Genomic DNA, 26,163 nt, shown 5'->3' on the forward strand with positions numbered 1-26,163 from the left:
GAACCTCGTGTGACGTTTGTCAAACGACTTGAGTCTATTGGGCTCAACCTTCGGCCGCGCGGAGGCATTCCCGTTTTCCGGGGAAACAGGGTGGTGTTCGTCACCCCATCTGACGAGGGAACACGCGTGATCGTTCCCGGGCGGTGACCGGGCGGTCCCGGTCACCGCTCACGAGGGGGCGTGCTCCGGCACGGTCCCTCCCGCGCCGGATCGCCGCGTCAGCGGGCGCCGTCCACCACCTTGCGGGCGCCGAGGGGCTTCTTGAGCTTGACGGTCGTCACCTTCTGGATGGCGATCTCGATGCAGGCGACGTTCTGGACCTTGCTGCTCGGGCCCTCCCAGAGGGTGACGGTCACCCGCTTGGAGGTCTCGCGCACGGTGACCCGGTCGAGCACGTTGCACGGCTCCACCCCGGACCACCAGGTGATCCGCAGGCTCCGGCCGTCCTTCGACGGCTTGGCCTTCAGCCACCTGACCTTGCGGGGGTTGTCGGTGTGGCCCTCGGGCCTCGTCGGTTTGGGGGCACCGCTCGTGGGCTCCTCCCGGGGGGCCACGCCGTGGCTCGCCGGCGCGGAGGGGCCGCCGGGAATGGAGGTGGCCTGACTCACCGGGCGCGTGGGGGAGACGGCGGTGACCGTGGCGCTGGGGTCGGTGCCGCAGCCCGGCGCCAGCAGGAGGCTTCCGGCCAGGATAGAGGTCGCGATCATACGCATACCCCTAAGACGGATCGGGGTCCGGAGAGGTTCAGAACACTCCGACATCGCGCTGCCGGACCTCCCTTCCCTTCTCGGCGGTGGACGTCCACGGTCGTGCGTCGCCGGCGACCGTCACAAGGGATGATTCCCACGATGGCGGGGCCGATAGGCTGCGGGAAGGTCCGATCCACGATTTCGAGGTGCTCACATGATCGCGATTCTTGGCACCGGCAAGATGGGCGAGGCCCTGCTGTCCGGGCTGCTCAGGGCCGGATTCAAGCCGGGCGACGTGATCGCGACGGCGCGGCGCGCCGAGCGGCGCCAGGCCCTCGCGGAGCGGTACGGCGTGCGGGTGGCCTCCAACGCCGAGGCGGCCAAGGACGCCGACACGATCATCCTCGCGGTCAAGCCGCAGGACATGGGGTTCCTGCTCGCAGAGATCGCGGGGCACATCCCGGCCGACCGCCTGGTCGTCTCGGCGGCGGCGGGCATCACGACCTCGTTCGTCGAGTCGCGGCTCGGCGCCGACATCCCCGTGGTCCGGGTCATGTCCAACACGCCGGTGCTGGTCGACGAGGCGATGAGCGTGATCTCCGCGGGCGCGCACGCCTCCGAGGAGCATCTCAGGCGGGCCGAGGACCTGTTCAGCCCGGTCGGCAAGGTGCTGCGCATCCCCGAGTCGCAGCAGGACGCGGCCACGGCCCTGTCGGGCAGCGGTCCCGCCTACTTCTTCTATTTGGTCGAGGCGATGGTCGACGCCGGCATCCTGCTCGGCATGCCCCGCGCCGCCGCCCTCGACATGGTCACCCAGTCGATCGTCGGGGCGGCGATCATGCTCCGTGACTCGGGGGAGCACCCGGTGATCCTCCGCGAGGCGGTCACCTCGCCGGGCGGCACCACCATCGCGGCCATCGCCGAGTTGGAGCGGCACAGCGTCCGCGCCGCCTTCCTGGCCGCCATCGAGGCCGCCAGGGACCGGGGCCGCCAGCTCGCCGAGGGCTGAGCCGCAGGCTGAGCGAGGGCCGAGCCGGAAGCTGGGCGAGGGTCGAGCCGGAAGCTGGGCGAGGGTCGAGCCGGAAGCTGAGCCAGGAACTGAGCCGGAGGCCGAGCCACCCCTCTATTAGGAAACTTTCCTACATACGGCATCATTTTCCCGGAACTTCGGGGAATGAGGCGATCGTGAAGCAGGCGATATCGGCTGACGGGCGGAGGCGGGAACAGGACGAACCCGCTGTCTGGACGCGGAGCTTCCTGCTCTTCTTCACCGCCAGGTCCGTCTCCATGCTCGGGGCCGCGATGGTCCCGTTCGCGACGGCGGTGGGCGTGGGCGGGCTCGGCTACGGCTCCACCGGGGTGGGGCTGGCGCTGGCCGCGTGGATGGCGCCCTTCGCGGTGCTCATCCTGTTCGGCGGGGTCTTCGCCGACAGGTTCACGCCGCGCCGCATGATGATCGGCGCCGACACGGTCAGGGTGGTGAGCCAGGGGGCCGCCGCGGCGCTGTTCGTCCTCGGCAGGCCGGACCTCTGGCAGATCCTCGTCATCTCCGCGATCAACGGCGTCGCCGCCGCGATGTACCAGCCCGGCGTCTCCAGCACGGTCCCGCGCGTGGCGCGGGACGTGCAGAAGGCCAACGCCACCCTGCGCGTCTCCGAGTCGATCATGCTGCTGGCCGGTCCCGGCGTCGCCGGCGCCATCGTCGGCCTCTCCGGGGTCGGCGTCGTCTTCGCGATCGACGCCGCGGGGTTCACCGTCAGCGCGGTGTGCCTGCTCCTCCTGCGCCTGCCGGTGGTCGCGGGGCCGGTCGCCGAGCGCTCGATGTGGCGCAACCTGCGCGAGGGGTGGCAGGAGTTCCGGTCCAGGACCTGGATGTGGTCGGTGATCCTGGTCTGGGCGGTCTTCGGGGTCACCCTGTTCGGCCCGATGATCCCGCTGGGCTCGGTGCTGATCAGCGAGCGGCTCGGCGAGACCGCCTACGGCCTGGTCATGTCCGCCTCCGGCGCGGGCACCATCGTCGGCGGCCTGGTCGCCATGCGGGTCCGCCCGGGACGGCCGCTGATGGCCGGCGCGATCGGCCTGTTCGGCTTCGCCCTGGAGCCGCTCTCCATCGCCGTGGCGTCGCCGGCCGCGGTCCTCATGGCCGCGCACGTGATCGGCGGCGCCGGGTGGGCGTTCTGGTCGGTCATGTGGGCCACGAGCATCCAGACCCAGGTCCCGGCGGAGGCGCTCAACCGGGTCACCGCGTACGAGGTCGCCGGCTCGACCCTGTTCGTCCCGGTCGGCCAGGTGCTCGCCGGTCCGGTGGCCGGGGTGGTGGGGGCGCCGCAGTTGCTGGCCGGGTCCTCGATCGTGGCGGTCGCCGGGTGCGCCGCCCTCCTGCTGGTCCCCGCCGTCAGGGGACTGCGCCGGGTCTCCTCCGTCTGAATCGTCTGATCCGTCTGGTCTCCCTGCGGGGTAGGACCGTCGCCGGGATGTCCGGCCTCCAGCGGGTGTCCGGATCTCCTGCGCAGCCCATCAAACATGCTCGTTGATAGCAATAAATCTGGATATTTCACTCAAATGAAAACGGGTGCGTTCTCCGAGACGGCCGCGTAAACGCCGTTCCGTACACGTGCGGTAACGTCGAGCCGGGAGCAGGAAGATCGGCCGTGACGCGCGGCGTCGCGACCAGACAGGGAGTGCGCATGAGCCGGTCCGTGCGGGTTGTCTGGGACGATGCGCTCACCTCGTACGACTTCGGCCCCGGGCACCCGCTCGCGCCCGTGCGGGTCGAGCTGACCATGGCGCTGGCCAGGGAGCTCGGCGTGCTGGACCAGGTGGAGATGAGCGGCTGCGCGCCCGCCACCGACGACGAGCTGGCGCTCGTCCACGAGCGCGACTACATCGAGGCCGTCAAACGGGTCTCCGCCACCGGGCGGCCCGACCTCGCCTACGGGCTCGGCACCACGGACAACCCCGCCTTCCCCGGGGTGCACGAGGCGTCCGCGCTGATCACCGGCGCCAGCCTGGCCGCCGCCCGCGCGGTGTGGAGCGGCGAGGCCGAGCACGCGGTCAACGTCGCCGGAGGTCTGCACCACGCGATGGCCGCCGGGGCGAGCGGGTTCTGCGTCTACAACGACCCGGGCGCGGCGATCGCGTGGCTGCTGGCCCAGGGGGCGTCCAGGGTCGCCTACGTGGACGTGGACGTGCACCACGGCGACGGCGTACAGGCGCTCTTCTACAACGACCCCAGGGTTCTCACCGTCAGCCTGCACGAGAGCCCCCGCACCCTCTTCCCCGGCACGGGGTTCCCCGAGGAGCGCGGCACGGAGGGCACCGCGGTCAATGTGGCCCTGCCCGCCGGATGTGGCGACAGCGGCTGGCTCAGGGCCTTCCACGCGGTGGTCCCGCCGCTGCTGCGGGAGTTCGCCCCCGACGTCCTGGTCACCCAGCACGGCTGCGACAGTCACGCCCTCGATCCGCTGGCCAACCTCATGCTCAGCCTGGACGGCCAGCGGGCCGCGTACGCGGCGCTGCACGAGCTGGCCCACGAGACCGCGGGCGGGCGGTGGGTCGTGACCGGCGGCGGGGGCTACGAGCTGGTGCAGGTGGTGCCCCGGGCGTGGACCCACCTGATCGCGGAGGTGGCGGGCCACCCGCTCGATCCCGCGACCGCCACTCCGGAGGCATGGCGTACGTTCGTCAAGGAACGGACCAACCAGACGGCGCCGCTCACGCTGACCGATGGCCGAGACCCGGAATTTCGCGATTTCTCCGCTGGTTATGACCCAGCAGACCCGATCGACCGGGCCATCATGGCGACAAGGAATGCCGTCTTCCCCTTCCACGGGCTCGATCCCCTCCCGTGACACACGGTCCGCACACATGGTCGGTCGGCAAACTGGACTGAGGAACCGATGACGCGCGCTGAGCTTCGTGAGCACCTGGTCCGTACCCGGATCGCCGGTGACGTGGCGACCAGCCGGGAGAACAACCTGGACCACTACCGGTCGCTGTCCAACCGTGACCCGCACTACATGTTCGGGTTGACGATGGAGGGCGCCTGGTCCTACCGGGACGTGCTGGAGCTGATGGCCAAGTCCGCCGGGGTCGTGGCCGACCCCCGTCATCGGGAGGGGCAGGACACCATCGACCCCGACCGCACGATCGAGGCGGTCGAGAAGATGGGCGACACGATCGCCGGGGTGCTCCGGGGGGAGAACCCTCGGATCCTGATCGCCACCGGGCACCCCACCGGCCTGCTCACCATCCACATGGCCCTGGGCCGGATGCTCAGGGCGCGCGGCGTGACCCTGATGGCCCCGGCCGAGGGCTGGTCGTACTGGGGCAGCGGGTTCGGCCGCAGGCGCAAGATCCGCTATCTGGACGACGTCGCGATGCTCGACGACAAGGGCGCCTTCGTGCACACCCACGACCCCGCCCCGATGCGCGCCATGATCGCCGAACTGGGCGCGGACCGTCCCGATCTGGTGATCGCCGACCACGGCTGGGCCGGGGCGGCGGGCGAGGCGGGCATCCTCACGGTCGGATTCGCCGACAGCAACGACCCCGCCCTCTTCGTCGGAGAGGCCGAGGGCAAGATCGCGGTCACCGTTCCGCTCGATGACAACGTGCTACCGAGGTATTACGAACCGCTGACGAACCACCTGGTCGAAAGGGTCGTACGGGCCCTCTGAGACGGGGGATGCGCAAATTAGGTCATCCCTATACAGGCATTTCGCGCCTGCATTCCACGCACCTCGCCGACCGTTTGCCAACTTTTTGGTGATTGTGGGCGACTCTAATGGGAGACAGTTGGTCCGTTCCAAGATCAATGCGAGGGGCACGGTCCGGCTGCTGGCCAGCGATTTCAGCTGTTTCGCTGACGCGAGACTCCGAGGGCTGAGAAAATAGGGGGTTTGCGTGACAGGGGTCCCGACTTACGCTGACAGCAGTACACGTGCGTGAGCAATGGCACCAGTGGGGATAACCCGGATACACGTGCGGAAGAGGCGTCCGATGGGTGCAGGCGAAAGACCTCTCAGCGAGGTGAAGTTCCTGACGGTGGCAGAAGTGGCCACTGTCATGAGGGTGTCCAAGATGACTGTGTACCGACTCGTGCATTCGGGCGAGCTGCCGGCCATCCGGGTCGGTCGATCCTTCCGGGTGCCGGAGCAGGCGGTTCACGATTATCTGAGGGATGCCTACATCGAGGCAGGTTGAGGCAGGGTGGGCTCGACGCGTCGAGCCGAGCGACCGGGGGGAACGATCCGGTCGTGAGGTGAGCCAGACGCGCCGGGCGCTCACGGTCCTGCTCCTTCCGGTCTGGCCGGGGTGTGATTTCCGGTATGACCGTTGGAGAGCCGGTCCCTGTCTCGTCGGGGTAGCGACGTGGTCGCCACGTCGTGAGTTCATGCGCCCGGGGTCCCCCTAGGGGCGATCTACCGTGGATCGCCGGTAGTCTGTTGTGCCGGTGTGCTCTCGCGCACCGGTTCGACAATCTCGGCTACCAGCTACCTGGGGGTCCCGTGGGCTCTGTGATCAAGAAGCGCCGTAAGCGCATGGCGAAGAAGAAGCACCGCAAGCTTCTCAAGAAGACCCGCATCCAGCGGCGTAACAAGAAGTAGCGCGGATCTGCGAGGCGCCGATGACCCACACCGTGCTTGTCACCGGGGTCTCGCGCCACATCGGCGCCCGAGTGGCGAGCGTTCTCGCGGATGACCCGGACATCGACCGGGTCATCGGAGTGGATACGGTGTCGCCGCCCTCGCTCTCACGTGATGGCGGCGTACCTCTCGGCCGGACGGAGTTCGTCCGCGTCGACCTGCGCAGCCCCGACATCGCCCAGGTGATCGCGGCCGCCGACATCGACACCGTCGTTCACATGAGTCTGGTGAGCGCTCCTCCCAGGAGCGGCGGCCGCGCGCTCATGAAGGAGCACAACGTCATCGGCACCATGCAGTTGCTCGGTGCCTGTCAGCGGTCCGCGACGGTCCGCCGCGTCGTCGTGCGCTCGACCACCGCCGTCTACGGTTCCTCCCCGCACGACCCCGCGGTCTTCACCGAGGACGCCGAGCCGGGAGAGCCGCCGAGCCGTGGCTACGCCAAGGACGCCTCCGAGGTGGAGGGCTACGTCCGGGGCTTCGCCAGGCGGCGCCGCGACGTGGCCGTGTCGACGCTCAGGTTCGCCAACTTCATGGGACCCGGCGTCGACTCGCCGCTGACGCGTTACTTCACCCAGCCCGTCCTGCCGACCGTGCTCGGGTTCGACCCGCGGCTGCAGTTCGTCCACGAGGACGACGCGGTCGAGGTGCTGCGGCGGATGGCGATGGAGGACCACCCCGGCACGTTCAACGTGGCCGGAGACGGCGTGCTGCTCCTGTCGCAGTGCGCGCGCAGGGCGGGCCTGCTCCCGATGCCCGTCCCCTCTCCCGTCTTCCGCTTCATGGGCGACCTCGCCCGGAGCGCGGGACTGGTCGGGTTCTCCCCCGAGCAACTCCGCCTGATGTGTCACGGACGCGTGGTCGACACCACCGCGCTGTCCACGGCGCTCGACTGGAGACCGAAGTTCTCCACGGCGGCCGCCTTCGAGGATTTCCTGCGTGCGCGTGACCTGGCCGGAGGCCTGCCCGCCGCCCTGATGGACATGGTGTCCCGGCCGGTGACGGGATGAGCGACGCGGTGGCCGGGAGCGAGGACGCCGAGGTGATTCCCATCACCAGGGCCCGCGCCTCCCGCGAGCACCTCCCCGGCCCGTCCGCCGGACCCTCCTCCGAAGCGCCCGGCGACCCCTTCCCGGAAGCCCCGTCCGATGAGCCCTTCTCGGAAGCGTCCGGCGAGCCCGTCCCCGAAGCCGGGTGGCCTCTCTCCGGGCCGCCGGCCGGCGAGGAAGACGACGATCACCGGCTGGCCGAGCTGCTCGCCTTCCTGCGCCGCCGGGTGGCCGGCGACTACGAGGTCGACGAGTTCGGGTTCGACGCGGAGCTCACCGACAGGGTGCTGCTGGAGCTGATCCGCCCGCTGTACCGCCACTGGTTCCGCACCGAGACCGTGGGCATGCACAACGTGCCCGGCGACTCCGGAGCCCTGATCGTGGCCAACCACTCCGGCACCCTCCCGCTCGACGGGCTCATGCTGCAGGTGGCCCTGTACGACGACCATCCCGGACGTCGCGCGCTCCGCCTTCTGGGGGCCGACCTGGTCTACCGGCTCCCGGTGCTCGGCCACCTGTCCCGCAAGACCGGCCACACCCTCGCCTGCCGCGAGGACGCCGACCGGCTGCTCCGCAAGGGCGAGGTCGTCGGCGTCTTTCCCGAGGGTTTCAAGGGAGTCGGCAAGCCGTTCTCCGATCGCTACCGGCTGCAGCGCTTCGGCCGGGGCGGCTTCGTCGCCTCCGCCATCCGCGCGGGCGTGCCGATCGTTCCCTGCGCCATCGTGGGCGCGGAGGAGATCTACCCCAAGATCGGTGACCTGCGGATCCTGGCCAGGGTGCTCGGCCTTCCCTACCTGCCGGTCACGCCGCTGTTCCCCTGGCTCGGGCCCCTCGGCCTGGTCCCGCTCCCGTCCAAATGGATGATCGGCTTCGGCGAGCCGATCCGCACCGACGAGCTCGACCCCGCCGACGCCGACGACCCCATGCTGGTCTTCAACCTCACCGACCAGGTCAGGGAGGTCGTCCAGCAGCAGCTCGACGAGCTCCGGCTCAGGCGCGGCCACGCCTTCCCGCCCTTTCTCCGACGCCTTTTCTGAGACACCTCTCCCTGAGCTTCGAGGCCCTACCGAGAGAAGAGCCGGCACGCGAGCGGAGGGTCAGCGGCCGGAGCGGTAGTGGCGGCGCAGGGCGACGGCGGCGGCGATGCCGCCCGCGACGGCTCCGGCACCCGCCGCGATGGGCAGGCCGATCATGGTCGCCTTGCGCCCCGTACGGAAGTCCTTGATGTCCCAGCTGTTCTGCCGGGCGAACTCGCGCAGCTCGGCGTCCGGGTTGATCGCGGTGGCGTGGCCGACGAGGGAGAGCAGGGGCAGGTCGTTGGCCGAGTCGCTGTAGGCGGAGCAGCGCGACAGGTCGAGCCCCTCCCTGCGGGCCAGGGCCTTGACGGCCTCCGCCTTGGCGGGGCCGTGGAGCAGGTCGCCGACCAGGCGGCCGGTGTAGACGCCGTTCTCGGTCTCGGCGACGGTGCCGAGCGCGCCGGTCAGGCCGAGGCGCTGGGCGATCACCCGGGCCAGTTCCACCGGGGTCGCGGTGACCAGCCAGACCCTCTGGCCCGCGTCGAGGTGTGCCTGCGCGATGGCGCGAGTGCCCGCCCAGATGCGGTCCGCCATCACCTCGTCGTAGATCTCCTCACCGAGCCGGACGATCTCCTCGACCTTGCTCCCCGCGACGAACGCCAGCGCGGTCTCCCTGGCCTCGTCGATGTGCGCGGGGTTCTCGTCGCCGCGGATCCGGAAGACCACCTGGCCGATCGCGAACCTGAACAGATCCTTGCTGGTGAACAGGCCCCGGGAGGCGAGGCCACGGGCGAAGTGGTAGATGGAGGCGCCGCGCATCATGGTGTTGTCGACGTCGAAGAAGGCGGCGGCCACCGGGTCGGGCTCGGCCATCGGCATCGCCACGGCGGCCGCGGCGGCGACCTCGCCCGCCGCTACCTCCCCGACCGTCGCCCGTCTGGCCGCGTCCGCTTCGTCCCGCCGTCGTAGTAGCCGCCTCATAGCACCTCAGCTTAACCGGGGCAGAGGGTGAGATCGGTAGCGTCGGTATGAGCCGGATATGACGTCTTGGCGACGTACGACGTCGCGCGGGTCCGGCGGGGCCGGGTTCCGATGTCGTGGTCCGGGACGGGAGAGCGGCCCGGTTCCCGTGCGCGGCGGTCCACGACGGTGGGACCGGTCCCGTACCGGAACGGCTACTCGGGCGGGGCCAGGCCCTCGATGTAGTTGAGGTAGACGTGGGCCTTGCGCTGGTTCTCCGCGCCCATCTTGGGGATCATCCCGGCGATCTGGGTGCGCTGTTTCTGGACGAAGCGCTTGAGCTCCTTGGCGCTCGCGGAGTCGCGGCGCCGCATCTGCCGCAGGGAGGTCACCGCGGAGCGCGTGGTGTCCTCCATGGCCTGGAGGGTCTCCCCGATCACCTCCTCGCGTTCGCCCTCGCCCTCGCCCTCGTCCGAGCCCAGGAGCTCCTTGACCTCGCGGGCACGGGTCTCGGCGTAGCCGAAGGAGCGGTCGGCCCGCTCGGCGTCGTCGCTGCTCAGGTGGAACAGCGTCCGCTCGGCGGCGCGCTTGAGCGGGTAGAGGGTGTCACCGGGCATCGAGCGGTAGGTCCACATACCGGATACCGCCATCGAGGCCACCAGGGCGATGCTCAGCAACCGCGGGAACAGCCCCGTACGGGACCTTCGCCGGGAGTGGCGGGGGCTCACCGGCCGCTGCTCGGGGACGTCCTCTCCGGGAGGGGACTGGGTGAGCCGCTCGCGGAGCCTGGCGTTGAACTCGGGTCCGGGGGTGGCCGCCATGCGGGCGCCGAGTCGTGACACGCGGTCCTGAATGCGCGCCTGCGACCTCCGCGAGAATCCGGGCAGCCACTTCCCCATGAACGCTCCCTGCCGCCCCCAGCTCATGATCCATCGGTGTCACTTGCCTAACGACGACCTGGCACGGCAGGTTACGCGCTGCGCCACATCGGCATGGGAACATTGTTTCGGGCGTGGCGGCCGCGGCCGGGAGGCGAAGGACCGAGGACAGCCGACGCCGGCCGGTCTCAGCTGAGGTCCGAGGGCAGCGCGCGGGCCAGGGCGCGGATCGCGCGGAACTGGAGTGCCTTGATGGCGCCGCTCTTCTTGCCCATGATGAGCGCGGTCTCCGCCAGTGACATGCCGTGCAGGAAGCGCAGCACCACGCACTCCTGCTGCTCGGGGCCGAGGCCGCGGACGGCGGTGAGCACCCGATCGCTGATCATCGCGGTGACGACGGCGTTCTCCGGGATGTGCGGGCCGTCGAGCGGGGTGTCGATCACCTCGGCGGTCGTGACCTCAAGGCGGTACCTGCCGGACTTGAAGTGATCGGTGATCAGGTTCCTCGCGATGGTCACGAGCCAGGCCCCGAAATCACGCCCTTGCCACGTGAAGTCCGTGATCCGGCGGAGCGCGCGGAGAAAGGTCTCGCTCGTGAGATCCTCGGCCAGTGGGTGTGAGCCGACCCGGAAGTAGACGTAGCGGTACACCAGGGTGAGGTAACGATCGTAGAGCGTGCCAAAAGCATCCGAATCTCCGGTTTTGGCGCGCAAAACGAGCCTCCGGAGTTCTTCGGAGGCATCCTCACGCACGGTGAGGTCACTACTGCGGACGGGCTGGGCTACCCCGGCTGTCGTGGGGAGGTGCCCGGCGAGCGGCCACGTTTCAGGCATCCGGTATCCCTGAGGGGAGGGGGTACGGCGTGCTCGATCACTCTAGAAATGAAGTGGAAATTCCACAATCCACTTTGAAGCGTCGTGACTGGGGGTAATCGCCGGATACGGTGTGGGGTCGGTTGTTTCAGACCGGCGCCGGGAGCCGGCCGAGGGTTCGGCTACCGGTTGGGGGGTAATGTCCGGCAGCATTGGAGACACCATGGAAGTCCTCGTCGCTGTCATCGCCTTCGCCGGTGCATTGCTCGCAGCCATCGCCACCGGTGCTCTCGTCAGTCGCCTCCGCAGTGAGCCCAAGGGCTGGCTGATCGCCTGGAGCATCACGACGGCGTCTCTCTCCGTCTCACTCGGAGTAATCGCCACCGGTTATCTGATCGGATTTGGGACAGGCACGTTTCGTATTTATCAACTGACCGGATCCATGCTGGCGCCCCTGTGGCTGGCTGTCGGGGTCATTCAGTTGATGGCTCGCAAGGGCACGGCCAGGTTCTCCTCCTGGCTCCTGGGGATCGCCTTCACCGTCATCGCCACGGTGATTCTGGCGGTCGACCCGGTCCTGCAGGAGAAGGACTTCACCAAGGCCCTCCCGCTGGGCGGTCGCCACTGGAACCTGCCCCCGGCCTACCTGCTCGGGGCCGTCCATGTGATCGTCGCGGTCGTGCTGCTGGGCGGGCTGCTGCTGGCGGTCCTCCGCTGGCGCGGCGGTGACGACTACGACGCCGACAACATGCACGCGCTCCTGGTGCTCGGCCCCACCGGCCTCGCCCTCGTCGGAGCCGTGAGCTTCGCGGTGTCCGGGATGTTCACCGCGCTCCTGCTCTTCGTCACCGCCGCCGCGGTCTGGTACGTCATGCTCCGCCCGCTCGCGCCCTACGAGGACGACGACGAGGACGCGGACGACGCGGACGACGAGTGGGAGGACCGCCCCCCGCGGCCGCGCCGCCCCGAGTACGAGCCCCGCGACGTGCAGGTCGCCGGCCGTCGCGTGACCCCGGAGAGCCCCCCCGCCCGCGCCCTGGCCGAGGAGGCGCCCCGCCGCTCAGGCCTCGGTGACCTCGTGGCCGAGTACCGGGCGGGTGAGCAGGACGTCGACTACGCTGCGCGCATGCGGCAGCAGCAACCCTCCTCACCCGACGACAGGTTCGGTGGCCCCGCCACGGGGATGTTCATGGCGGGTGAGTACGGCATGCCGCCCGCCGACCAGCCGTCCGGCGGTGACCCCGGCAGGCGCGGCGGTGATCCCGGCAGGCAGCCGCCGCCGGTCACCGGCCAGTTCGGCATGCCGGGCGTGCCCGGCCCGGCGACCGGTGAGTACAACATCCCGGCTCACGAGTTCGGCAGGCACGGCGCCCCCGGTTCCGGCAGGCCGTCAGGCCCGGGCACCGGCGAGTTCGGCAGGCCCACAGGCACGGGTGAGTTCGGCAGGCCCGGGGGGACCGGTGAGTTCGGCAGGCCCGCGGGGCCGGGCACCGGCGAGTTCGGCATGCCGGGCGTGCCCGGTCCCGGCAGGTCGGGAAGCCTCCAGCCGATGCCCGCCGACCAGGCCTTCGGCGGCGCGCCCTCCCCGGGCTCCGAGCAGGGGCGCGGAGGCTCCCGAGGCTACGACCGGGGGGGCTCGCAGGGCTACGACCAGGCGTTCGGCGTCACCCCCTCGACCGGTGCCATGTATCCGGGCGGGCCGGGCACGCCGGGTGGGGCCGGTGACCTGCCGGGTGGCTCGAACCGGCCCTCGCCGAGCATCTTCGGTCTGCTGACGGTCTTCACCCTGCTCGACGGCACCGGCGAGAGATTCGACCGGCTCGCGGAGGAGACCGTCGAGGCGGTGCGCCGCTCCGAGCCGGACACGCTCGTCTACACCTGCCACTCGGTGAAGTCGGCGCCTCTCCAGCGCATCGTCTACGAGCTCTACCGGGACGAGGTCGCCTACGGCGACCACCAGCGCCAGCCCCACACGCAGCGCTTCGTCACCGAGCGCCAGACGATGGTGCTCGCCACCAATGTGATCGAACTCACCGTGAACGCCGCGAAGGTGATGCCGCTCCCGACCGCCTTCAGATAGCGAGCGCGGCGCGGGTGGCCTGTTTCAGGTGGTCACCCGCGGCGCCAACGGGCGGGGAGCGTCCTTCGGACATCGAGGGCATCAGGGCATCAGGGCATCGCGGGCGTCGATGGCGTCGGGGCGGCGAGGACGCCGACGGTGGCTAGGCGTCGAGGGCGGCGCGCAGGCGGTTCTCGTCGACGCGCCAGAAGTCGTGCTGCACCCCGTCGACGAGGGTGACCGGGATCATCTCCCAGTAGCGGGCCTGGTCCTCCTCGGAGGCCGTGATGTCGCGCTCCTCCCACGGGACGCCGAGGTCCGCGGCGACCCGCTCGATCACCGCCCGCGCGTCGTCGCACAGGTGGCAACCGGGTTTGCCGAGCAGGGTGATGCGATGGTCTCGCGGTGACATGACCGCCACGGTAGCCGAACCGCGGCGACGCGCCGGTCCTCGCGGCGAGGGGCGAAGATCGACTCCGGCGGCCGGAAAGGCCCGGTGGCGACGGGGCTCGCGCCCGCCGTACGCGCAGGTCCAGGGCCTGGTGAGGGGGCGGACGACGGACCGGAGGGGGGCGCGGCCAAGATTGTGAACACTCACTTTGTGCATCGGTTCACAAAAGGACTAACCTGAATGACAGTGGTTTCACCTCGTCATCCGTCGCGTCCGGGCCGCGCCGGCCGCCTGTCCCCCTGGAGTTCCGGCACGTGATCCGCCGTCTGTCCCAAGCCCGCGAACGCGGCATTCCCGAGGCGACCGTCGCCCGGCTGCCGCTCTATCTGCGAGCGCTGAACGGCATGGCCGAGCGTGGCCTGGCGACCGTGAGCTCGGAGGATCTCGCCGTCGCGGCGGGCGTCAACTCGGCCAAGCTCCGCAAGGACCTCTCCCACCTGGGGTCGTACGGCACCCGGGGGGTCGGCTACGACGTCGAATATCTCATCTACCAGATCTCCCGTGAGCTGGGTCTCACCCAGGACTGGGCCGTCGCCATCGTCGGAGTGGGTAACCTCGGGCGTGCGCTCGCCAACTACGGCGGGTTCGTCTCCCGCGGTTTCAGGGTCGCGGCGCTGCTCGACGCGGACCCCGAAGTGGTGGGCGACCACATCGCGGGATTGAATGTGGAGCACATCGACGAGCTGGAAGCCGTGATAAGGCGGCGGGGAGTGTCGATCGTGGTGCTCGCGACACCGGCCGTGGCGGCCCAGCAGGTGGCCGACCGGGTCGTCGCCGTAGGGGTCACCAGCATCCTGAACTTCGCCCCCGTCGTCCTTTCCGTGCCGGAAGGCGTCGATATCCGTAAGGTCGACCTGTCGATTGAATTGCAGATCTTGGCGTTCCACGAGCAACGCAAGGCGGATCGGATGAGTGGGGGGCCCGCGATGGCCGAGGAGTGGCCCGAGGCGGTGGACTTGTGAACAGGCACGGTGCACGAGCCGGCGGGCACGCTGACGGGCACGGCATCTCCCGGCCTTCCCGGACGACCATGACGCTTTCCCGGACGACCGTGACGTCCCGGAAGATCACGACGAGCATGACGATCACCATGACGATGGCGTGTATGAGGAGGAATACGGAGACGGCGAGCACGAGTACGGCGAGCATGAGCAGGGTGACCAGTAGTGCGGCGAGCGCCGCGGCCCAGGCCCCGGGCGGCCACCTCTCCTCTCGCGGTTCCGGAGCCTCTCGTGGCTCCCTGGCCTCCCGGGACTCGGGAGCCTCTCGAAATCGCGGCTCCTTCCGGGGCGACCGGAAGGCGGGAGAGGGCCGATGAGCGTTCTCGTCGTCGGCCTGAGCCACCGGACGGCACCGGTGGCCCTGCTGGAACGGGTCTCCGTCTCCGGTGACTCGCTGGTGAAGCTGCTCCAGGACATCCAGCAGGACGTCCACGTCGCCGAGAGCATGGTCGTCTCGACGTGCAACCGGGTCGAGATCTACGCCGAGGTCGACCGGTTCCACGCCGCGGTGACCTCGCTCTCCCGGCTGCTCAGCGCCCACTCCGGCGTTTCCATGGAGCAGCTGGCCTCCCACCTCTACGTGCACTACGAGGACCGTGCCGTCGAGCACCTGTTCTCGGTTGGTTCCGGCCTCGACTCGATGGTCGTGGGAGAGGGGCAGATCCTCGGCCAGGTGCGTTCGGCGCTCAGGCTCGCCCAGGAGGAGGGCACCCTCGGCCCGACGCTCAACGAGCTCGTCCAGCAGTCACTGCGGGTGGGCAAGCGCTCGCACACCGAGACCGGCATCGACCGGGCGGGTGCCTCCCTCGTCGGCGTGGGGCTCACCCTCGCCGAGCGCGCCCTCGGCCCCCTCCAGGGGAAGCGGGCCCTGGTGGTGGGCGCGGGCTCGATGAGCGCCCTGTCGGCCGCGACCCTGCAGCGGGCGGGCGTCACCGACATCGTGGTGGTCAACCGGACCCACGAGCGCGCCGTGCGGCTGGCGCAGACGGTCGGCGGCAGGGCCGCCGGATTCGGCGACCTGGCGGCCGAGCTGGCGGAGGCCGACCTGGTCATCTCCTGCACCGGCGCCACCGACGTGGTCATCACGGCCGACATGGTGACCCCCCGTGAGACGTTCCTGCTGGACCTGGCCCTGCCGCACGACATCGACCCCGCCGTGCGGCGGCTGCCCGGTGTGACGCTGGTCGACCTGGAGTCCATGCAGGAGGGCGAGGCCGACGCCGGCACCGACGACGGCGGTCGCGCCGAGGCGGTCACCGCCGTGCGCGGCATCGTCGCCGAGGAGGTCACCGCCTACCTGTCGGCCGAGCGCGCCGCGCGCGTCACGCCGACCGTGGTGGCACTGCGGAGCAAGGCGGCCCAGGTGGTCGAGGCGGAGCTCGGACGGCTCGTCGCGCGGGTCCCCGATCTTGAGGGACGCGTCAGGGACGAGGTCAGCCAGACCGTCAGGCGCGTGGTCGACAAGCTGCTCCACGAGCCCACCGTGCGCGTCAAGCAGCTGGCGGAGTCCCCCGCGGGCGATCATTACGCCGAAGCGCTGCGCGAGCTGTTCAATCTTGACCCGAAGGTGCCCGAAGCGGTGAGGCGCATCGAGACGATCGACGCCGAGCCGGGTAGGAACACCGAGCCGAGCAAGAAGGAGGCAGGCCTGTGAACGGTGTTTCTTCTTCGCTCCGGCTGGGGACCAGGCGGAGCGTCATGGCGACGACGCAGTCGGGCCTGGTCGCCGCTCGCCTCACCGAGCTGACCGGCGTGGCCGTCGAACTGGTCGGCGTCACCACCTTCGGCGACGTGACCAAGGCCGACCTCACGCAGCTCGGCGGTACGGGGGTCTTCGTCAGCGCGCTGCGCGACAAGCTGATCGAGGGCGCGATCGACTTCGCGGTGCACTCGCTGAAGGACCTGCCCACCACGCCCGACCCGCGCGTGGTCATCGCGGCGATCCCGCCGCGCGACGACCCCAGGGACGCCCTGGTGAGCGTCGCCAAGCTGGCCGACCTGCCGCCCGGCGCGAAGATCGGCACCGGTTCCCCGCGCCGGATCGCCCAGCTCCGGATGATCCGTCCTGATCTCGACTACGTGCCGATCCGCGGCAACGCCGACACCCGCATCGGCAAGGTGGCCTCCGGCCAGTTGCAGGGCGTCGTGCTCGCCGCCGCCGGGCTCGGCAGGCTGGGCCGCGACGCCGAGATCTCCCAGATCTTCGAGGTCGAGGAGATGCTGCCCGCCCCGGGCCAGGGGGCGCTGGCCGTGGAGTGCCGCTCCGACCGCTCCGACCTGGTCGAGCTGCTGAGCGTGCTCGACGACGCCCGCACCCGGGCCGCGGTCACCGCCGAGCGCGCGGTGCTCAACGCCCTGGAGGCGGGGTGCGCCGCCCCGGTGGGCGCGTACTCGGCCGAGAACGGGCCCGATCTGATCCTTACCGCCGCTGTCGTCGCCGTCGACGGCAGGCGCGCGGTGCGCAAGTCCACCGCCGGAAGCTCTTCCGCGCCCATGGATCTCGGCCGCGACCTCGCGGCCGAGATGATCGCGGAAGGGGCCGGCACGTTGATAGGGGAGCGAGCACATTGAGCTCCGGAAGTACCACCTTCGAGCGCCCGTCCGGGTTCGTCGCCTTCGTCGGCGCGGGTCCCGGTGATGAGGGCCTGCTCACGCTGCGTGGCGCCGACCTGCTTTCCAAGGCGGACGTCGTCATCCTCGACCGGGAGGCGTACGGCCCGCTGCTGCGCCACTGCCGCGAGGACGTCGAGATCGTCGACGTGGCCGAGGACGGCGCCGTCTCGCTGAAGGTCGTCAAGACCGCCAAGGGCGGCAGCGGCGTCGTGCGGTTGTGCGCGGGCGACCCGATGTTCTTCTCCTCGATCACCGAGGAGGTCGCGGCCTGTGCCAAGGCGGAGGTGGACTTCGAGATCGTGCCCGGCGTGCCGCCGGCGACGGCGGTGCTCACCTACGCAGGCATCCCCGCCGCGGTGTCGGTGCCCGAGTTCCGGGTCGTGGACGCGACCCAGATCGACGACTGGTCCGCGTACGCCACCGGGACGGGCACCCTGGTGATCTACAACGGCGTCGCCGAGGCCGTCCCGATCGGCAAGGCGCTGATCGCGGCGGGCCGTCCCGACTCGACGCCCGTGGCGGTCAGCAGCGCGGGCACCACCACCGAGCAGCACACCGTGGTGACCACGCTGGGCCGGCTCGCGCCCGATCTCAAGCACGCGGGGATGACCGAGCCCGCGCTGATCGTGGTCGGCGAGGCCGTCGGCATGCGCGACCGGCTGTCGTGGTTCGAGACCAAGCCGCTGTTCGGCTGGCGGGTGCTCGTGCCCAGGACCAAGGAGCAGTCGGCCAGCCTGGTCGAGCAGCTGCGCTCGTACGGCGCGGTGCCCGAGGAGGTCCCCACGATCTCCGTCGAGCCGCCGCGCACCCCGCAGCAGATGGACCGCGCGATCAAGGGCCTGGTCACCGGACGCTACGAGTGGGTCGCCTTCACCAGCGCGAACGCGGTCAAGGCCGTGCGCGAGAAGTTCGAGGAGTACGGCCTGGACGCCCGCGCGTTCGCCGGGCTCAAGGTCGCGGCCGTGGGCGACAGCACCGCGCGGGCGCTGGTGAGCTTCGGCGTCAAGCCCGACCTGATGCCGTCCGGCGAGCAGTCGTCGGAGGGCCTGCTGGCCGAGTGGCCCCCGTACGACTCGATGCTCGACCCGATCAACCGGGTGCTGCTGCCGCGCGCCGACATCGCGACCGAGACGCTCGTGGCCGGGCTGACCGAGCTGGGCTGGGAGTGCGACGACGTGACCGCCTACCGGACCGTCCGCGCCGCGCCGCCGCCCGCCCCGACCCGCGAGGCCATCAAGGGCGGCGGGTTCGACGCGGTGCTGTTCACCTCGTCGAGCACCGTCCGCAATCTGGTGGGCATCGCGGGCAAGCCGCACAACGTCACGGTCATCGCCGTGATCGGCCCGCAGACCGCCAAGACCGCCGAGGAGTTCGGGCTCCGCGTCGACGTGATGGCCGACAAGCCCTCGGCTTCCGCCCTCGCGGCGGCGCTGGCGGAGTATGGTGCCAAGCAGCGGCAGGCCGCCGTCGTGGCGGGGGACACCCCTCGCAGGCCCTCGCAGACCCGGCGGGGAGCCCGGCGCCGCGCCAAGTAACCTTGAGAGTGGCGCCCGCCCGCGCACGATGGGCGGGCAGGCCGCGTTCGACGCCCCCGGCGAGCGCCGCGGGGCGTGATCGCCGCCGCGAGGATCGGTGTCGCGGCCGGCACCGCTTCACGCTGGTCGGCACCGTGTCACGTCGATCGGCGTCGCGGTCGGCACCGTGTCACGTCGATCGATGCCGCGGCCGGCACCGCGCCGCGTCGAGCGGCGAGCCAGGAACACACACCGAGCTCCTCCGGCCCGCAGTTCCCCTACCGGCCGGGGAGAGGGGGAGACAGCATGACGGCCCAGTTCCCTGTCGCGCGCCCGCGCAGGCTCCGCCGTACGGCACCGATGCGCAGGATGGTGGCCGGAACCCGGCTGCACCCGGCGGAGCTGGTGCTGCCGATGTTCGTGAAGGAGGGCATCTCCGAGCCGAACCCGATCGGCTCGATGCCCGGAGTGTTCCAGCACACCCGCGACTCGCTGCGCAAGGCCGCCCACGAGGCCGCCGAGGCCGGGGTCGGCGGGCTGATCCTGTTCGGCGTCCCCGCGGTGAAGGACGGCCGGGGGTCGGCCGCCGACGACCCCGAGGGAATCGTCCAGCGCGCCGTCGCCGACCTGGTCGCCGACGTGGGCGACACGCTGGTGGTGATGACCGACACCTGCCTGGACGAGTTCACCGACCACGGGCACTGCGGCATCCTCACCCCGGACGGGGAGGTCGACAACGACGCCACCCTGGAGCGCTACGCGGCCTCGGCGGTGGCCCAGGCACGGGCCGGGTCGCAGGTCATCGCGCCGAGCGGCATGATGGACGGCCAGGTCGCGGCGATCAGGGCGGCCCTGGACGGCGACGGCTTCGAGCAGATCCCGATCCTGGCGTACTCGGTCAAGTACGCCTCGGCGTTCTACGGTCCGTTCCGCGAGGCGGCCGAGTGCGCTCCCCAGTTCGGCGACCGCAACGCCTACCAGCAGGACGCGGCGGGACCGGTCGGCGAGGCGCTGCGCGAGGTGCGGCTGGACCTCGACGAGGGCGCCGACGCCGTCATGGTCAAGCCCGCGCTGGCCTACCTCGACATCCTGCGCCAGATGCGTGACGCCGTGGACGTCCCGGTGGCGGCGTACCAGGTCAGCGGTGAGTACGCCATGGTCGAGGCCGCGGCGGCGAACGGCTGGATCGACCGGGACCGGGCGATCATGGAGTCGCTGGTCGCGATCCGCAGGGCGGGGGCCGACATGATCCTCACCTACTGGGCGACCGAGGTGGCCGCGAAACTGAGATGAGACCGACGGCACGTGCCGAGAACTGGAGGTTCGTCGCTTGGTGGAGAAGCGCGTGCGTTAGAGTGCGATAACCGGTGCGGATGTGTCCCAGGTGGCGTAGACCCTGGGTATTTGACGTTCTTCACTGACCAGAGTGTGGACAGGTCGATCGCATCCGGATGACACGCGGGATGCGCGGACGACGGAGGACACAATGGTCGGGGTACCGATGGTTCGTCGAAGTAGACGGCATGCTCATCCGAAGCAGATGATCAATTCTGTGCTGGAGTACGCCGCTCTGGGCTGGGCGAGCTGTCCCGGCGCGAGGCCGCTGAAGGGCGGTTCGCGCTCCTGTTCGTGCGACCGGGTCGGCTGTCCCGACCCGGGAGCCCACCCGCTCTCGCGGGCCTGGCAGATGCAGGCCACCACCGACCCCACCCTGCTCACCAACTGGTGGCGGTACGAGCCCGAGGCGAACGTGGTCCTTCCCACGGGGCGGGTGTTCGACGTCTTCGACGTACCGCTCGCCGCGGGGCGCACCACCCTCGCGAACATGGACTCCGCGGGAGCCACCTCGGGCCCGGTCGCCGTCAACGGCGACCGGGCCCTGTTCTTTGTGGCCACCAGGAACGCCTCCGACGACGAGGACGAGTGGTGGACCTGCGCCCTCGACTTCGGCCCGTCCACCATCGACGAGATGCCCGGCCTGCGCTGGCACTGCCGCGACAGCTACGTCCTCGCCCCGCCCTCGCTGCTGCCGACCGGCGGGTCCGGCTCGTGGCTGCGCCCGCCCGACGGGCGCCCGCTGCCCGATCCGCTGCGCGTCCTCGACTGGCTCGCCGACACCTGCGAGTGAGCCGTCCCCTGCCGGGTGCGGCCGTACGGGACGGGCGGAGGCTCGTCCCGCGGTGACTACCCTGTAGGGCGTGAGCCGTACTGATAACTCCGAGGCCCTGTTCGCCCGCGCACGCGAGATCGTCCCCGGGGGCGTCAACTCCCCGGTCCGAGCCTTCGGCGCCGTCGGCGGGACGCCGCGCTTCATGACCTCGGGGCAGGGCCCCTACATCACCGACGTCGACGGCAACCGCTACGTCGACCTGGTCTGCTCGTGGGGGCCGATGATCCTCGGCCACCGGCACCCCGCCGTCATCGAGGCCCTGCAGGAGGCGCTGCGCGACGGCACCTCGTTCGGTACGGCGACCCCCGGTGAGGTCGAGCTCGCCGAGGAGATCGTCGCCCGGGTGGAGCCGGTGGAGAAGGTCCGCCTGGTCAGCTCCGGTACCGAGGCCACCATGTCCGCCGTGCGGCTGGCTCGCGGGTTCACCGGCCGATCCAAGATCGTGAAGTTCGCGGGCTGCTACCACGGCCACGTCGACGCCCTCCTCGCCTCGGCCGGTTCCGGTGTGGTGACCTTCGGCCTGCCCGACACCCCCGGCGTGACCGGCGCCTCGGCCGCCGACACCGTGGTGCTGCCGTACAACTCGGTCGAGGCGGTCACGGAGGCGTTCCGGACCTTCGGCGCCGACATCGCGTGCGTGATCACCGAGGCGTGCCCGGCCAACATGGGCGTCGTCCCGCCGCTCGACGGGTTCAACGCCACGCTGCGGGAGCTGTGCACCGCGCACGGCGCGCTGCTGATCGTCGACGAGGTGCTCACCGGTTTCCGGGTGTCGGAGTCCGGCTGGTACGGGCTCGACCCGGTCGACGCCGACCTCATGACCTTCGGGAAGGTCATGGGCGGCGGACTGCCCGCCGCCGCGTTCGGCGGGCGCGCCGACGTGATGGCCCACCTCGCGCCGGAGGGGCCGGTCTACCAGGCGGGCACCCTGTCGGGGAATCCGCTGGCCTGCGCGGCCGGTCTGGCCACCCTGCGCGCCTGCGACGAGGGGGTCTACGACCGGGTCGACGCCGCGGCGCTGGTCATCGGCCGCGCCGCCGCCGACGCCCTGTCCGCGGCCGGGGTGCCGCACCGCCTGCAGCGTGCCGGGAGCCTGTTCTCGATCTTCTTCACCGACGAGCGGGTCACCGACTTCGCCACCGCCCAGAAGCAGGACACCGCCGCCTACCGGGCGTTCTTCCACGCCATGCTCGACCAGGGCGTCTACCTGCCGCCGTCGGCGTACGAGGCGTGGTTCCTGTCCTCCGCCCACGACGACGAGGCCCTCTCCCGCATCGCCGAGGCTCTTCCGGTCGCCGCGAAGGCCGCCGCTTCTGTTTCTGGTTAGCGGTGCGAGTGTTCGTTTAAAGAGGCTTGGATGGGCTCGGGCTCCGGTGGGGGCTTTGGTAGATGCGCGCTCCGGTGGGTGGGTGCTCCGGGCGGCCGTCGTCGGTGGCGGCTCCGGTGCGTCAGGCCTCCGGCCTGGCGGGCGCGCTGGTCACGGATTCTTATAAGCCGCCCGGAGCACCCACCCACCTCCGCACACGACCCGTCTCGCCGTATGTCCTGCGGACCGTAGTCGCTTCCTTTCGGGCCGCCCATCGGGCTCTGGGACGCTGAAGCGATCCGTACGGGGCCGTTTTCGGGGTTGTTCGCCGTAGCTGAAGCGCCGGTGCGGAAAGGAGCGCAGGGGGCGCTCGCCGGGGCTCGCTCGTCGTGGGTGCTCACGGGATGTACGGGGAACGCGCCGTGACGGCATGGGCTGATCCGGGCGCCTACCTGGGCAGGTCGCCGAGGTCGATGGTGATCGGGAAGGGCACCGGGACGGTCAGCCGGTCGTGGTGGATGCCGGTGAGGGCGTACGCGTGGGTGGCGGGATCGAGTTCGTAGACGTAGACCACGGGGGAGCCGCCGCTGTTCTCCACCCGCCAGAAGTGCGCGATGCCCGCCTCGGCGTAGCGGGAGGGCTTGGTCTTGCGGTCGCGGTCCTCGGACTCGGAAGAGACCACCTCGACGGCGAGGTGCACCTCGCCGGGGGTGTAGAACGTCCGGGCGTCGTCATCGGCGGCCTTCGCGTCGACGACGACGACGTCAGGGCAGGGGCGCATCCGGTGGCCGAGCTTGACGTCCATCTGGATCACGGCCGCGACGTGCTCAGGAGCCTGGGCGTTCAGGACGACGCGAAGGCCGAACAGCACGCGCTCGTGGAAGCGTTTCTGGGGGGACACGAAGACGAGAGCTCCATCGATGAGTTCGACGTGCTTGAAGAAGTCGGGTTCGCCGTTCGGTCCCTCCGCCGGGAGGTTGTCGAGATCGTCGGCGGTCCATCCCCACGGGGGCGGGGCGGGCCAGTAGTCGAGTGCGGCGCTCACGTCGGTCACCGTAACATCGTCTCCGTCACTCGATGTGTTCACTCATATCATCTCCGTTGCCCTCGTTCTATTCTCTCCCGTTTCGGCCTGAACGGAAGGAGTGGACACCGAGGAGGGAAGAGACCGGGCGCGGGTGCTCGCGTAGAGGACTCCGGAGATGATCAGGGCGGCGGCGGCGAGTTTGGCGGGGGAGATCGGCTCCCCGGTGAACAGGGCGGCCGAGGACATGCCGAAGACCGGGACGAGCAGGGCGGACGGGGCGACCACCGAGGCGTCGTAGCGCTGGAGCAGGAAGCCCCAGATGCCGAAGCCGCCGAGGGTGGCGACCAGTGACACGTAGAGCACCGACAGGCCGCCCTCCACCGAGAACTCCAGCCGGGGAACCCCTTCGACCAGCAGGGACAGGGCCGTCATGGGGATGGCCGCGACCCCGCAGACCCAGACCATGAAGCGGAACGAGTCGGGCGGCGCGGCGTTCCTGACCGCGATGTTGCCCGCGCTCCAGAAGAACGCCGCGCCGACGATCAGCAGGAACGCGCCGATGGGGCCGCCGGTGCCCAGGTCGGCGGCGATCAGTGCCAGACCGGCGAACGCGACCGCCATGCCGGTGATCCGCCGCCGGGTGAGCCGTTCCCCCAGCAGGGCGACCGCCAGGACGGCGGTGAAGACGGCCTGGACCTGGACGACGAGGGAGGTCAGCCCGGCGGGCATGCCCGCCCGCATGCCCGTCAGCAGCAGGGCGTACTGGCCGATGCCGAGGGTCGCCCCGGCCACGAACACCTTGCGCCAGGGCACCCCGGGGCCGCCGACGAGCAGTACGGCGGGGAAGGCGGCGAGGAGAAAGCGCAGCGCCACGTAGAGCAGCGGGGGAAAGTGCCGGAGTCCCACTTCCATGACCACGAAGTTGAAGCCCCAGAGGGCGGTGAGGGCGACGGCGAGGAGGAAGTGCCGGGTACGCATCCCCTAATCGTCGTTTCCAACGATATTTCAGCACAAGTGAGACTTTCTTGCTCATGTCGTTTAGGGTTGCTTACATGTTGGATCTCAACCGGCTCAAGGCCCTGCACGCGGTATCCGTCTACGGCTCCGTGGGTGCGGCGGCCGAGGCGCTCATGGTGACCCCCTCCGCGGTCTCCCAGCAGCTGGCCAAGCTGGAGCGGGAGACCGGCGCGACCCTGCTGGAGCGCAACGGGCGCGGCGTGCGGCTGACCGACGCGGCCGGGTTGCTCGCCGACCACGCCGAGCGCATCCTCGCGCTGGTCGAGACGGCGGAGGCCGACTTCGAGGCGCTGCGCGGCGAGGTCGTGGGGCGGCTGAGCATCGGCGCCTTCCCCACGGCGGCCCGGGGCCTGATGCCCGCCGCGCTCGCCCTGCTGCGCACGCGCCACCCCGACCTTCGCCTCCAGCTCATGGAGCGCGAGCCGGAGCGGCAGGTCCGCGAGGTGGCCAGGGGCGAGCTCGACCTCGCGGTGATCCAGGACTGGATGAACCGCCCGGTGGCGATCCCCGAGGGGTTGTCCCGGGCCACGCTCTTCGACGACATCGCCGACGTGATCCTGCCCGCGTCCCACCCGCTGGCGGATCGTCCCGAGATCGAGCTCGCCGAGCTGTCCGGGGAGCAGTGGATCAGCTCCTCGCCCGGCACGGTCTGCCACGACTGGCTGGTCTACACGCTGCGCTCGGCCGAGCTGGAGCCGGACATCACCTGCATGGCGGACGAGTATCCGACCCAGATGGCCCTCGTCGCGGCGGGGCAGGGATGCGCCATCATTCCCCGGCTGGGCCGCGACTTCGTCCCGCCGGGGGTGCGGGTCGTCCCGATCCGGTCGCGCCCGACGCGCAGGATCTACGCGCTCTGGCGGAGCGACGCCGCCCGCCGCCCGGCCATCCGGGCCGCGGTCGAGGCGCTGAAGGCCGTCTCCGCCGACTTCCGCGGCCCCGTCTCCGAGCCCGCCGGGCCGGTGGCGGTCCCGGCGACGGCCTCCCCGGCGACCTCGATGGTTGCGGGTGACGGCTCCGGCGGCTTCTAGGGTTCGGTGCCGCTAGCCGAGGGCGATCGTCACCACGCCGCCGACGATGACGCAGGCCGCCAGCAGCCGCCGGGTCAGGTCGCCCTCGGCCAGCAGCCGGCCGCCGAGCACCACCGCCACGAGCACGCTGACCTCCCGTACCGGGGCCACCGCGCTGATCGGCGAGAACGTGTACGCGGTCAGCGCCAGGAGGTAGGAGAGCGGCATCAGCACCGCCGCGCCCAGCACCCGCGCCCGGTGCTCGTGCCAGACGGGCAGGACCAGGCCCCTGCGGCGGGAGCCGAGCACCGGCGAGGTCAGGACCAGGGCGCGGCCGAGGTCGCCGCCGTAGTTGAGCAGGATCGGCGCGACCGCGAAGGCGCTGACGACCTGCTTGTCCCAGACGGTGTACGCCGCGATGAACAGCCCGGTGGCCAGCCCGAACCCGATCCCGCTCAGGTCCCGGCGGCCGGGCCCGCGCGCCGCGCCGAGCAGGAACACGCCCACCCCGACCAGCAGGATCCCGGCGATGCCGACGGGGCCCGGCCGCTCGCCCAGGAACAGGATGGCGACCAGGCTGGCCAGCAGCGGTCCGGTACCGCGGGCGATCGGGTAGACCATCGACAGGTCGCCGTGCCGGTAGCCGCGCTGCAGCAGCATGAAGTAGCCCAGGTGCAGTGTGGTGCTCGCGGCGATCACCCCGAGGCCGGTCCAGGAGGGGCCGGTACCGCCGAGGAGGAGGTAGCCCACCGCGACCGGCGTCCAGACCAGGGTGGAGGCGGCGGCCACCATCCAGACGAAGACGACGCCGTCGGCCTCGGCCGCCTGCTTGCTCATCAGGTTCCAGCAGGCGTGGGCGACGGCGGAGGAGAGGACGAGGGCGAGCGCGAGGGGGCTCACGCGGTGACCCTATCCCGCCCCATCCGACCCGGGTCGCCCACCTGCC

25 protein-coding genes are annotated in these 26,163 nt (G+C 70.7%); 17 read left to right on the forward strand and 8 right to left on the reverse strand.

Annotated elements, in window-relative coordinates; translation table 11 throughout:
• Positions 1-218 precede the first annotated feature (218 nt).
• A complete protein-coding gene (locus ACVCAG_RS13310; RefSeq protein ID WP_440083873.1) occupies positions 219-707 on the reverse strand; it encodes a hypothetical protein in 489 nt (162 codons plus the stop codon).
• 196 nt (positions 708-903) lie between these two features.
• Between ACVCAG_RS13310 and proC the strand changes: the two genes are divergently transcribed.
• From proC to ACVCAG_RS13350, 8 genes are all read left to right on the forward strand, one after another.
• Positions 904-1,698, forward strand: coding sequence for a pyrroline-5-carboxylate reductase (gene proC, locus ACVCAG_RS13315; protein ID WP_440083874.1), 795 nt, complete (start codon positions 904-906; stop codon positions 1,696-1,698).
• 176 nt (positions 1,699-1,874) lie between these two features.
• Positions 1,875-3,116: an MFS transporter gene (locus ACVCAG_RS13320; protein WP_440083875.1), complete on the forward strand. Its 1,242-nt coding sequence runs from the start codon at positions 1,875-1,877 to the stop codon at positions 3,114-3,116.
• A gap of 260 nt (positions 3,117-3,376) precedes the next feature.
• Positions 3,377-4,540: an acetoin utilization protein AcuC gene (locus tag ACVCAG_RS13325; RefSeq protein WP_440083876.1), complete on the forward strand. Its 1,164-nt coding sequence runs from the start codon at positions 3,377-3,379 to the stop codon at positions 4,538-4,540.
• 48 nt (positions 4,541-4,588) lie between these two features.
• Positions 4,589-5,368, forward strand: coding sequence for a phosphatase (locus tag ACVCAG_RS13330; protein WP_362834643.1), 780 nt, complete (start codon positions 4,589-4,591; stop codon positions 5,366-5,368).
• A 322-nt stretch (positions 5,369-5,690) separates the two neighbouring features.
• Positions 5,691-5,894: a helix-turn-helix domain-containing protein gene (locus tag ACVCAG_RS13335; RefSeq protein ID WP_012887307.1), complete on the forward strand. Its 204-nt coding sequence runs from the start codon at positions 5,691-5,693 to the stop codon at positions 5,892-5,894.
• A gap of 305 nt (positions 5,895-6,199) precedes the next feature.
• Entirely contained in the window at positions 6,200-6,298 is a 99-nt protein-coding gene (locus ACVCAG_RS13340; protein WP_018654693.1) for a 30S ribosomal protein bS22, read from the forward strand.
• Positions 6,299-6,318: 20 nt separating this feature from the next.
• Positions 6,319-7,344 carry an NAD-dependent epimerase/dehydratase family protein gene (locus tag ACVCAG_RS13345; protein WP_447189887.1) on the forward strand — a complete coding sequence of 342 codons (1,026 nt, stop codon included), beginning with the start codon at positions 6,319-6,321 and terminating at the stop codon, positions 7,342-7,344.
• Positions 7,341-8,420, forward strand: a complete 1,080-nt coding sequence (locus ACVCAG_RS13350) for a 1-acyl-sn-glycerol-3-phosphate acyltransferase (protein WP_440083878.1) — start codon at positions 7,341-7,343, stop codon at positions 8,418-8,420. The genes ACVCAG_RS13345 and ACVCAG_RS13350 overlap by 4 nt, the downstream gene beginning before the upstream one ends.
• A gap of 60 nt (positions 8,421-8,480) precedes the next feature.
• Here ACVCAG_RS13350 and ACVCAG_RS13355 read toward each other — a convergent pair whose 3' ends face one another.
• From ACVCAG_RS13355 to ACVCAG_RS13365, 3 genes are all read right to left on the reverse strand, one after another.
• Complete coding sequence (locus tag ACVCAG_RS13355) at positions 8,481-9,380, reverse strand: HAD-IB family hydrolase (protein ID WP_440083879.1); 900 nt, start codon at positions 9,378-9,380, stop codon at positions 8,481-8,483.
• Positions 9,381-9,574: 194 nt separating this feature from the next.
• Complete coding sequence (locus tag ACVCAG_RS13360; RefSeq protein WP_440083880.1) at positions 9,575-10,258, reverse strand: DUF5667 domain-containing protein; 684 nt, start codon at positions 10,256-10,258, stop codon at positions 9,575-9,577.
• A 167-nt stretch (positions 10,259-10,425) separates the two neighbouring features.
• A complete protein-coding gene (locus ACVCAG_RS13365) occupies positions 10,426-11,070 on the reverse strand; it encodes a sigma-70 family RNA polymerase sigma factor (RefSeq protein WP_362690109.1) in 645 nt (214 codons plus the stop codon).
• Positions 11,071-11,533: 463 nt separating this feature from the next.
• Here ACVCAG_RS13365 and ACVCAG_RS13370 point away from each other — a divergent pair, with 463 nt between their 5' ends.
• Entirely contained in the window at positions 11,534-13,129 is a 1,596-nt protein-coding gene (locus tag ACVCAG_RS13370) for an antibiotic biosynthesis monooxygenase (RefSeq protein WP_447189888.1), read from the forward strand.
• Between the two features lie 142 nt (positions 13,130-13,271).
• Here ACVCAG_RS13370 and ACVCAG_RS13375 read toward each other — a convergent pair whose 3' ends face one another.
• The gene (locus ACVCAG_RS13375; protein ID WP_362690115.1) at positions 13,272-13,520 is read right to left on the reverse strand and encodes a glutaredoxin family protein; all 249 of its coding nucleotides are present in this window, start codon (positions 13,518-13,520) and stop codon (positions 13,272-13,274) included.
• A gap of 293 nt (positions 13,521-13,813) precedes the next feature.
• Between ACVCAG_RS13375 and ACVCAG_RS13380 the strand changes: the two genes are divergently transcribed.
• The 7 genes from ACVCAG_RS13380 to hemL all read left to right on the forward strand — a co-directional run bounded on the left by ACVCAG_RS13380 (position 13,814) and on the right by hemL (position 22,184).
• A complete protein-coding gene (locus tag ACVCAG_RS13380) occupies positions 13,814-14,521 on the forward strand; it encodes a redox-sensing transcriptional repressor Rex (protein WP_362690118.1) in 708 nt (235 codons plus the stop codon).
• Between the two features lie 352 nt (positions 14,522-14,873).
• On the forward strand, positions 14,874-16,214 hold the full coding sequence (locus ACVCAG_RS13385) for a glutamyl-tRNA reductase (RefSeq protein WP_447189889.1): 1,341 nt from the start codon (positions 14,874-14,876) through the stop codon (positions 16,212-16,214).
• 44 nt (positions 16,215-16,258) lie between these two features.
• Positions 16,259-17,131, forward strand: coding sequence for a hydroxymethylbilane synthase (hemC, locus tag ACVCAG_RS13390; RefSeq protein WP_440083883.1), 873 nt, complete (start codon positions 16,259-16,261; stop codon positions 17,129-17,131).
• A complete protein-coding gene (locus ACVCAG_RS13395) occupies positions 17,128-18,708 on the forward strand; it encodes a uroporphyrinogen-III synthase (RefSeq protein WP_440083884.1) in 1,581 nt (526 codons plus the stop codon). The genes hemC and ACVCAG_RS13395 overlap by 4 nt, the downstream gene beginning before the upstream one ends.
• A 285-nt stretch (positions 18,709-18,993) precedes the next feature.
• Positions 18,994-19,980 (forward strand): porphobilinogen synthase, encoded by a 987-nt coding sequence (gene hemB, locus ACVCAG_RS13400; protein ID WP_440083885.1) that lies wholly within the window; start codon positions 18,994-18,996, stop codon positions 19,978-19,980.
• Positions 19,981-20,173: 193 nt separating this feature from the next.
• On the forward strand, positions 20,174-20,815 hold the full coding sequence (locus ACVCAG_RS13405) for a bifunctional DNA primase/polymerase (protein ID WP_440083886.1): 642 nt from the start codon (positions 20,174-20,176) through the stop codon (positions 20,813-20,815).
• Between the two features lie 70 nt (positions 20,816-20,885).
• Positions 20,886-22,184 (forward strand): glutamate-1-semialdehyde 2,1-aminomutase, encoded by a 1,299-nt coding sequence (gene hemL / locus ACVCAG_RS13410; RefSeq protein WP_440083887.1) that lies wholly within the window; start codon positions 20,886-20,888, stop codon positions 22,182-22,184.
• 427 nt (positions 22,185-22,611) lie between these two features.
• On the opposite strand, the gene ACVCAG_RS13415 is transcribed toward hemL, so the two are convergent.
• On the reverse strand, positions 22,612-23,208 hold the full coding sequence (locus tag ACVCAG_RS13415; protein WP_440083888.1) for a Uma2 family endonuclease: 597 nt from the start codon (positions 23,206-23,208) through the stop codon (positions 22,612-22,614).
• A gap of 42 nt (positions 23,209-23,250) precedes the next feature.
• On the reverse strand, positions 23,251-24,168 hold the full coding sequence (locus ACVCAG_RS13420) for an EamA family transporter (protein ID WP_447189890.1): 918 nt from the start codon (positions 24,166-24,168) through the stop codon (positions 23,251-23,253).
• Positions 24,169-24,242: 74 nt separating this feature from the next.
• On the opposite strand from ACVCAG_RS13420, the gene ACVCAG_RS13425 reads away from it, so the two are divergent.
• Positions 24,243-25,238 (forward strand): LysR substrate-binding domain-containing protein, encoded by a 996-nt coding sequence (locus ACVCAG_RS13425; RefSeq protein WP_440083890.1) that lies wholly within the window; start codon positions 24,243-24,245, stop codon positions 25,236-25,238.
• 12 nt (positions 25,239-25,250) lie between these two features.
• Here the strand turns inward: ACVCAG_RS13425 and ACVCAG_RS13430 are convergent, their stop codons facing one another.
• Complete coding sequence (locus ACVCAG_RS13430) at positions 25,251-26,117, reverse strand: EamA family transporter (RefSeq protein WP_440083891.1); 867 nt, start codon at positions 26,115-26,117, stop codon at positions 25,251-25,253.
• Positions 26,118-26,163 lie beyond the last annotated feature (46 nt).

The organism is Streptosporangium sp. G12 (genome assembly GCF_052983175.1).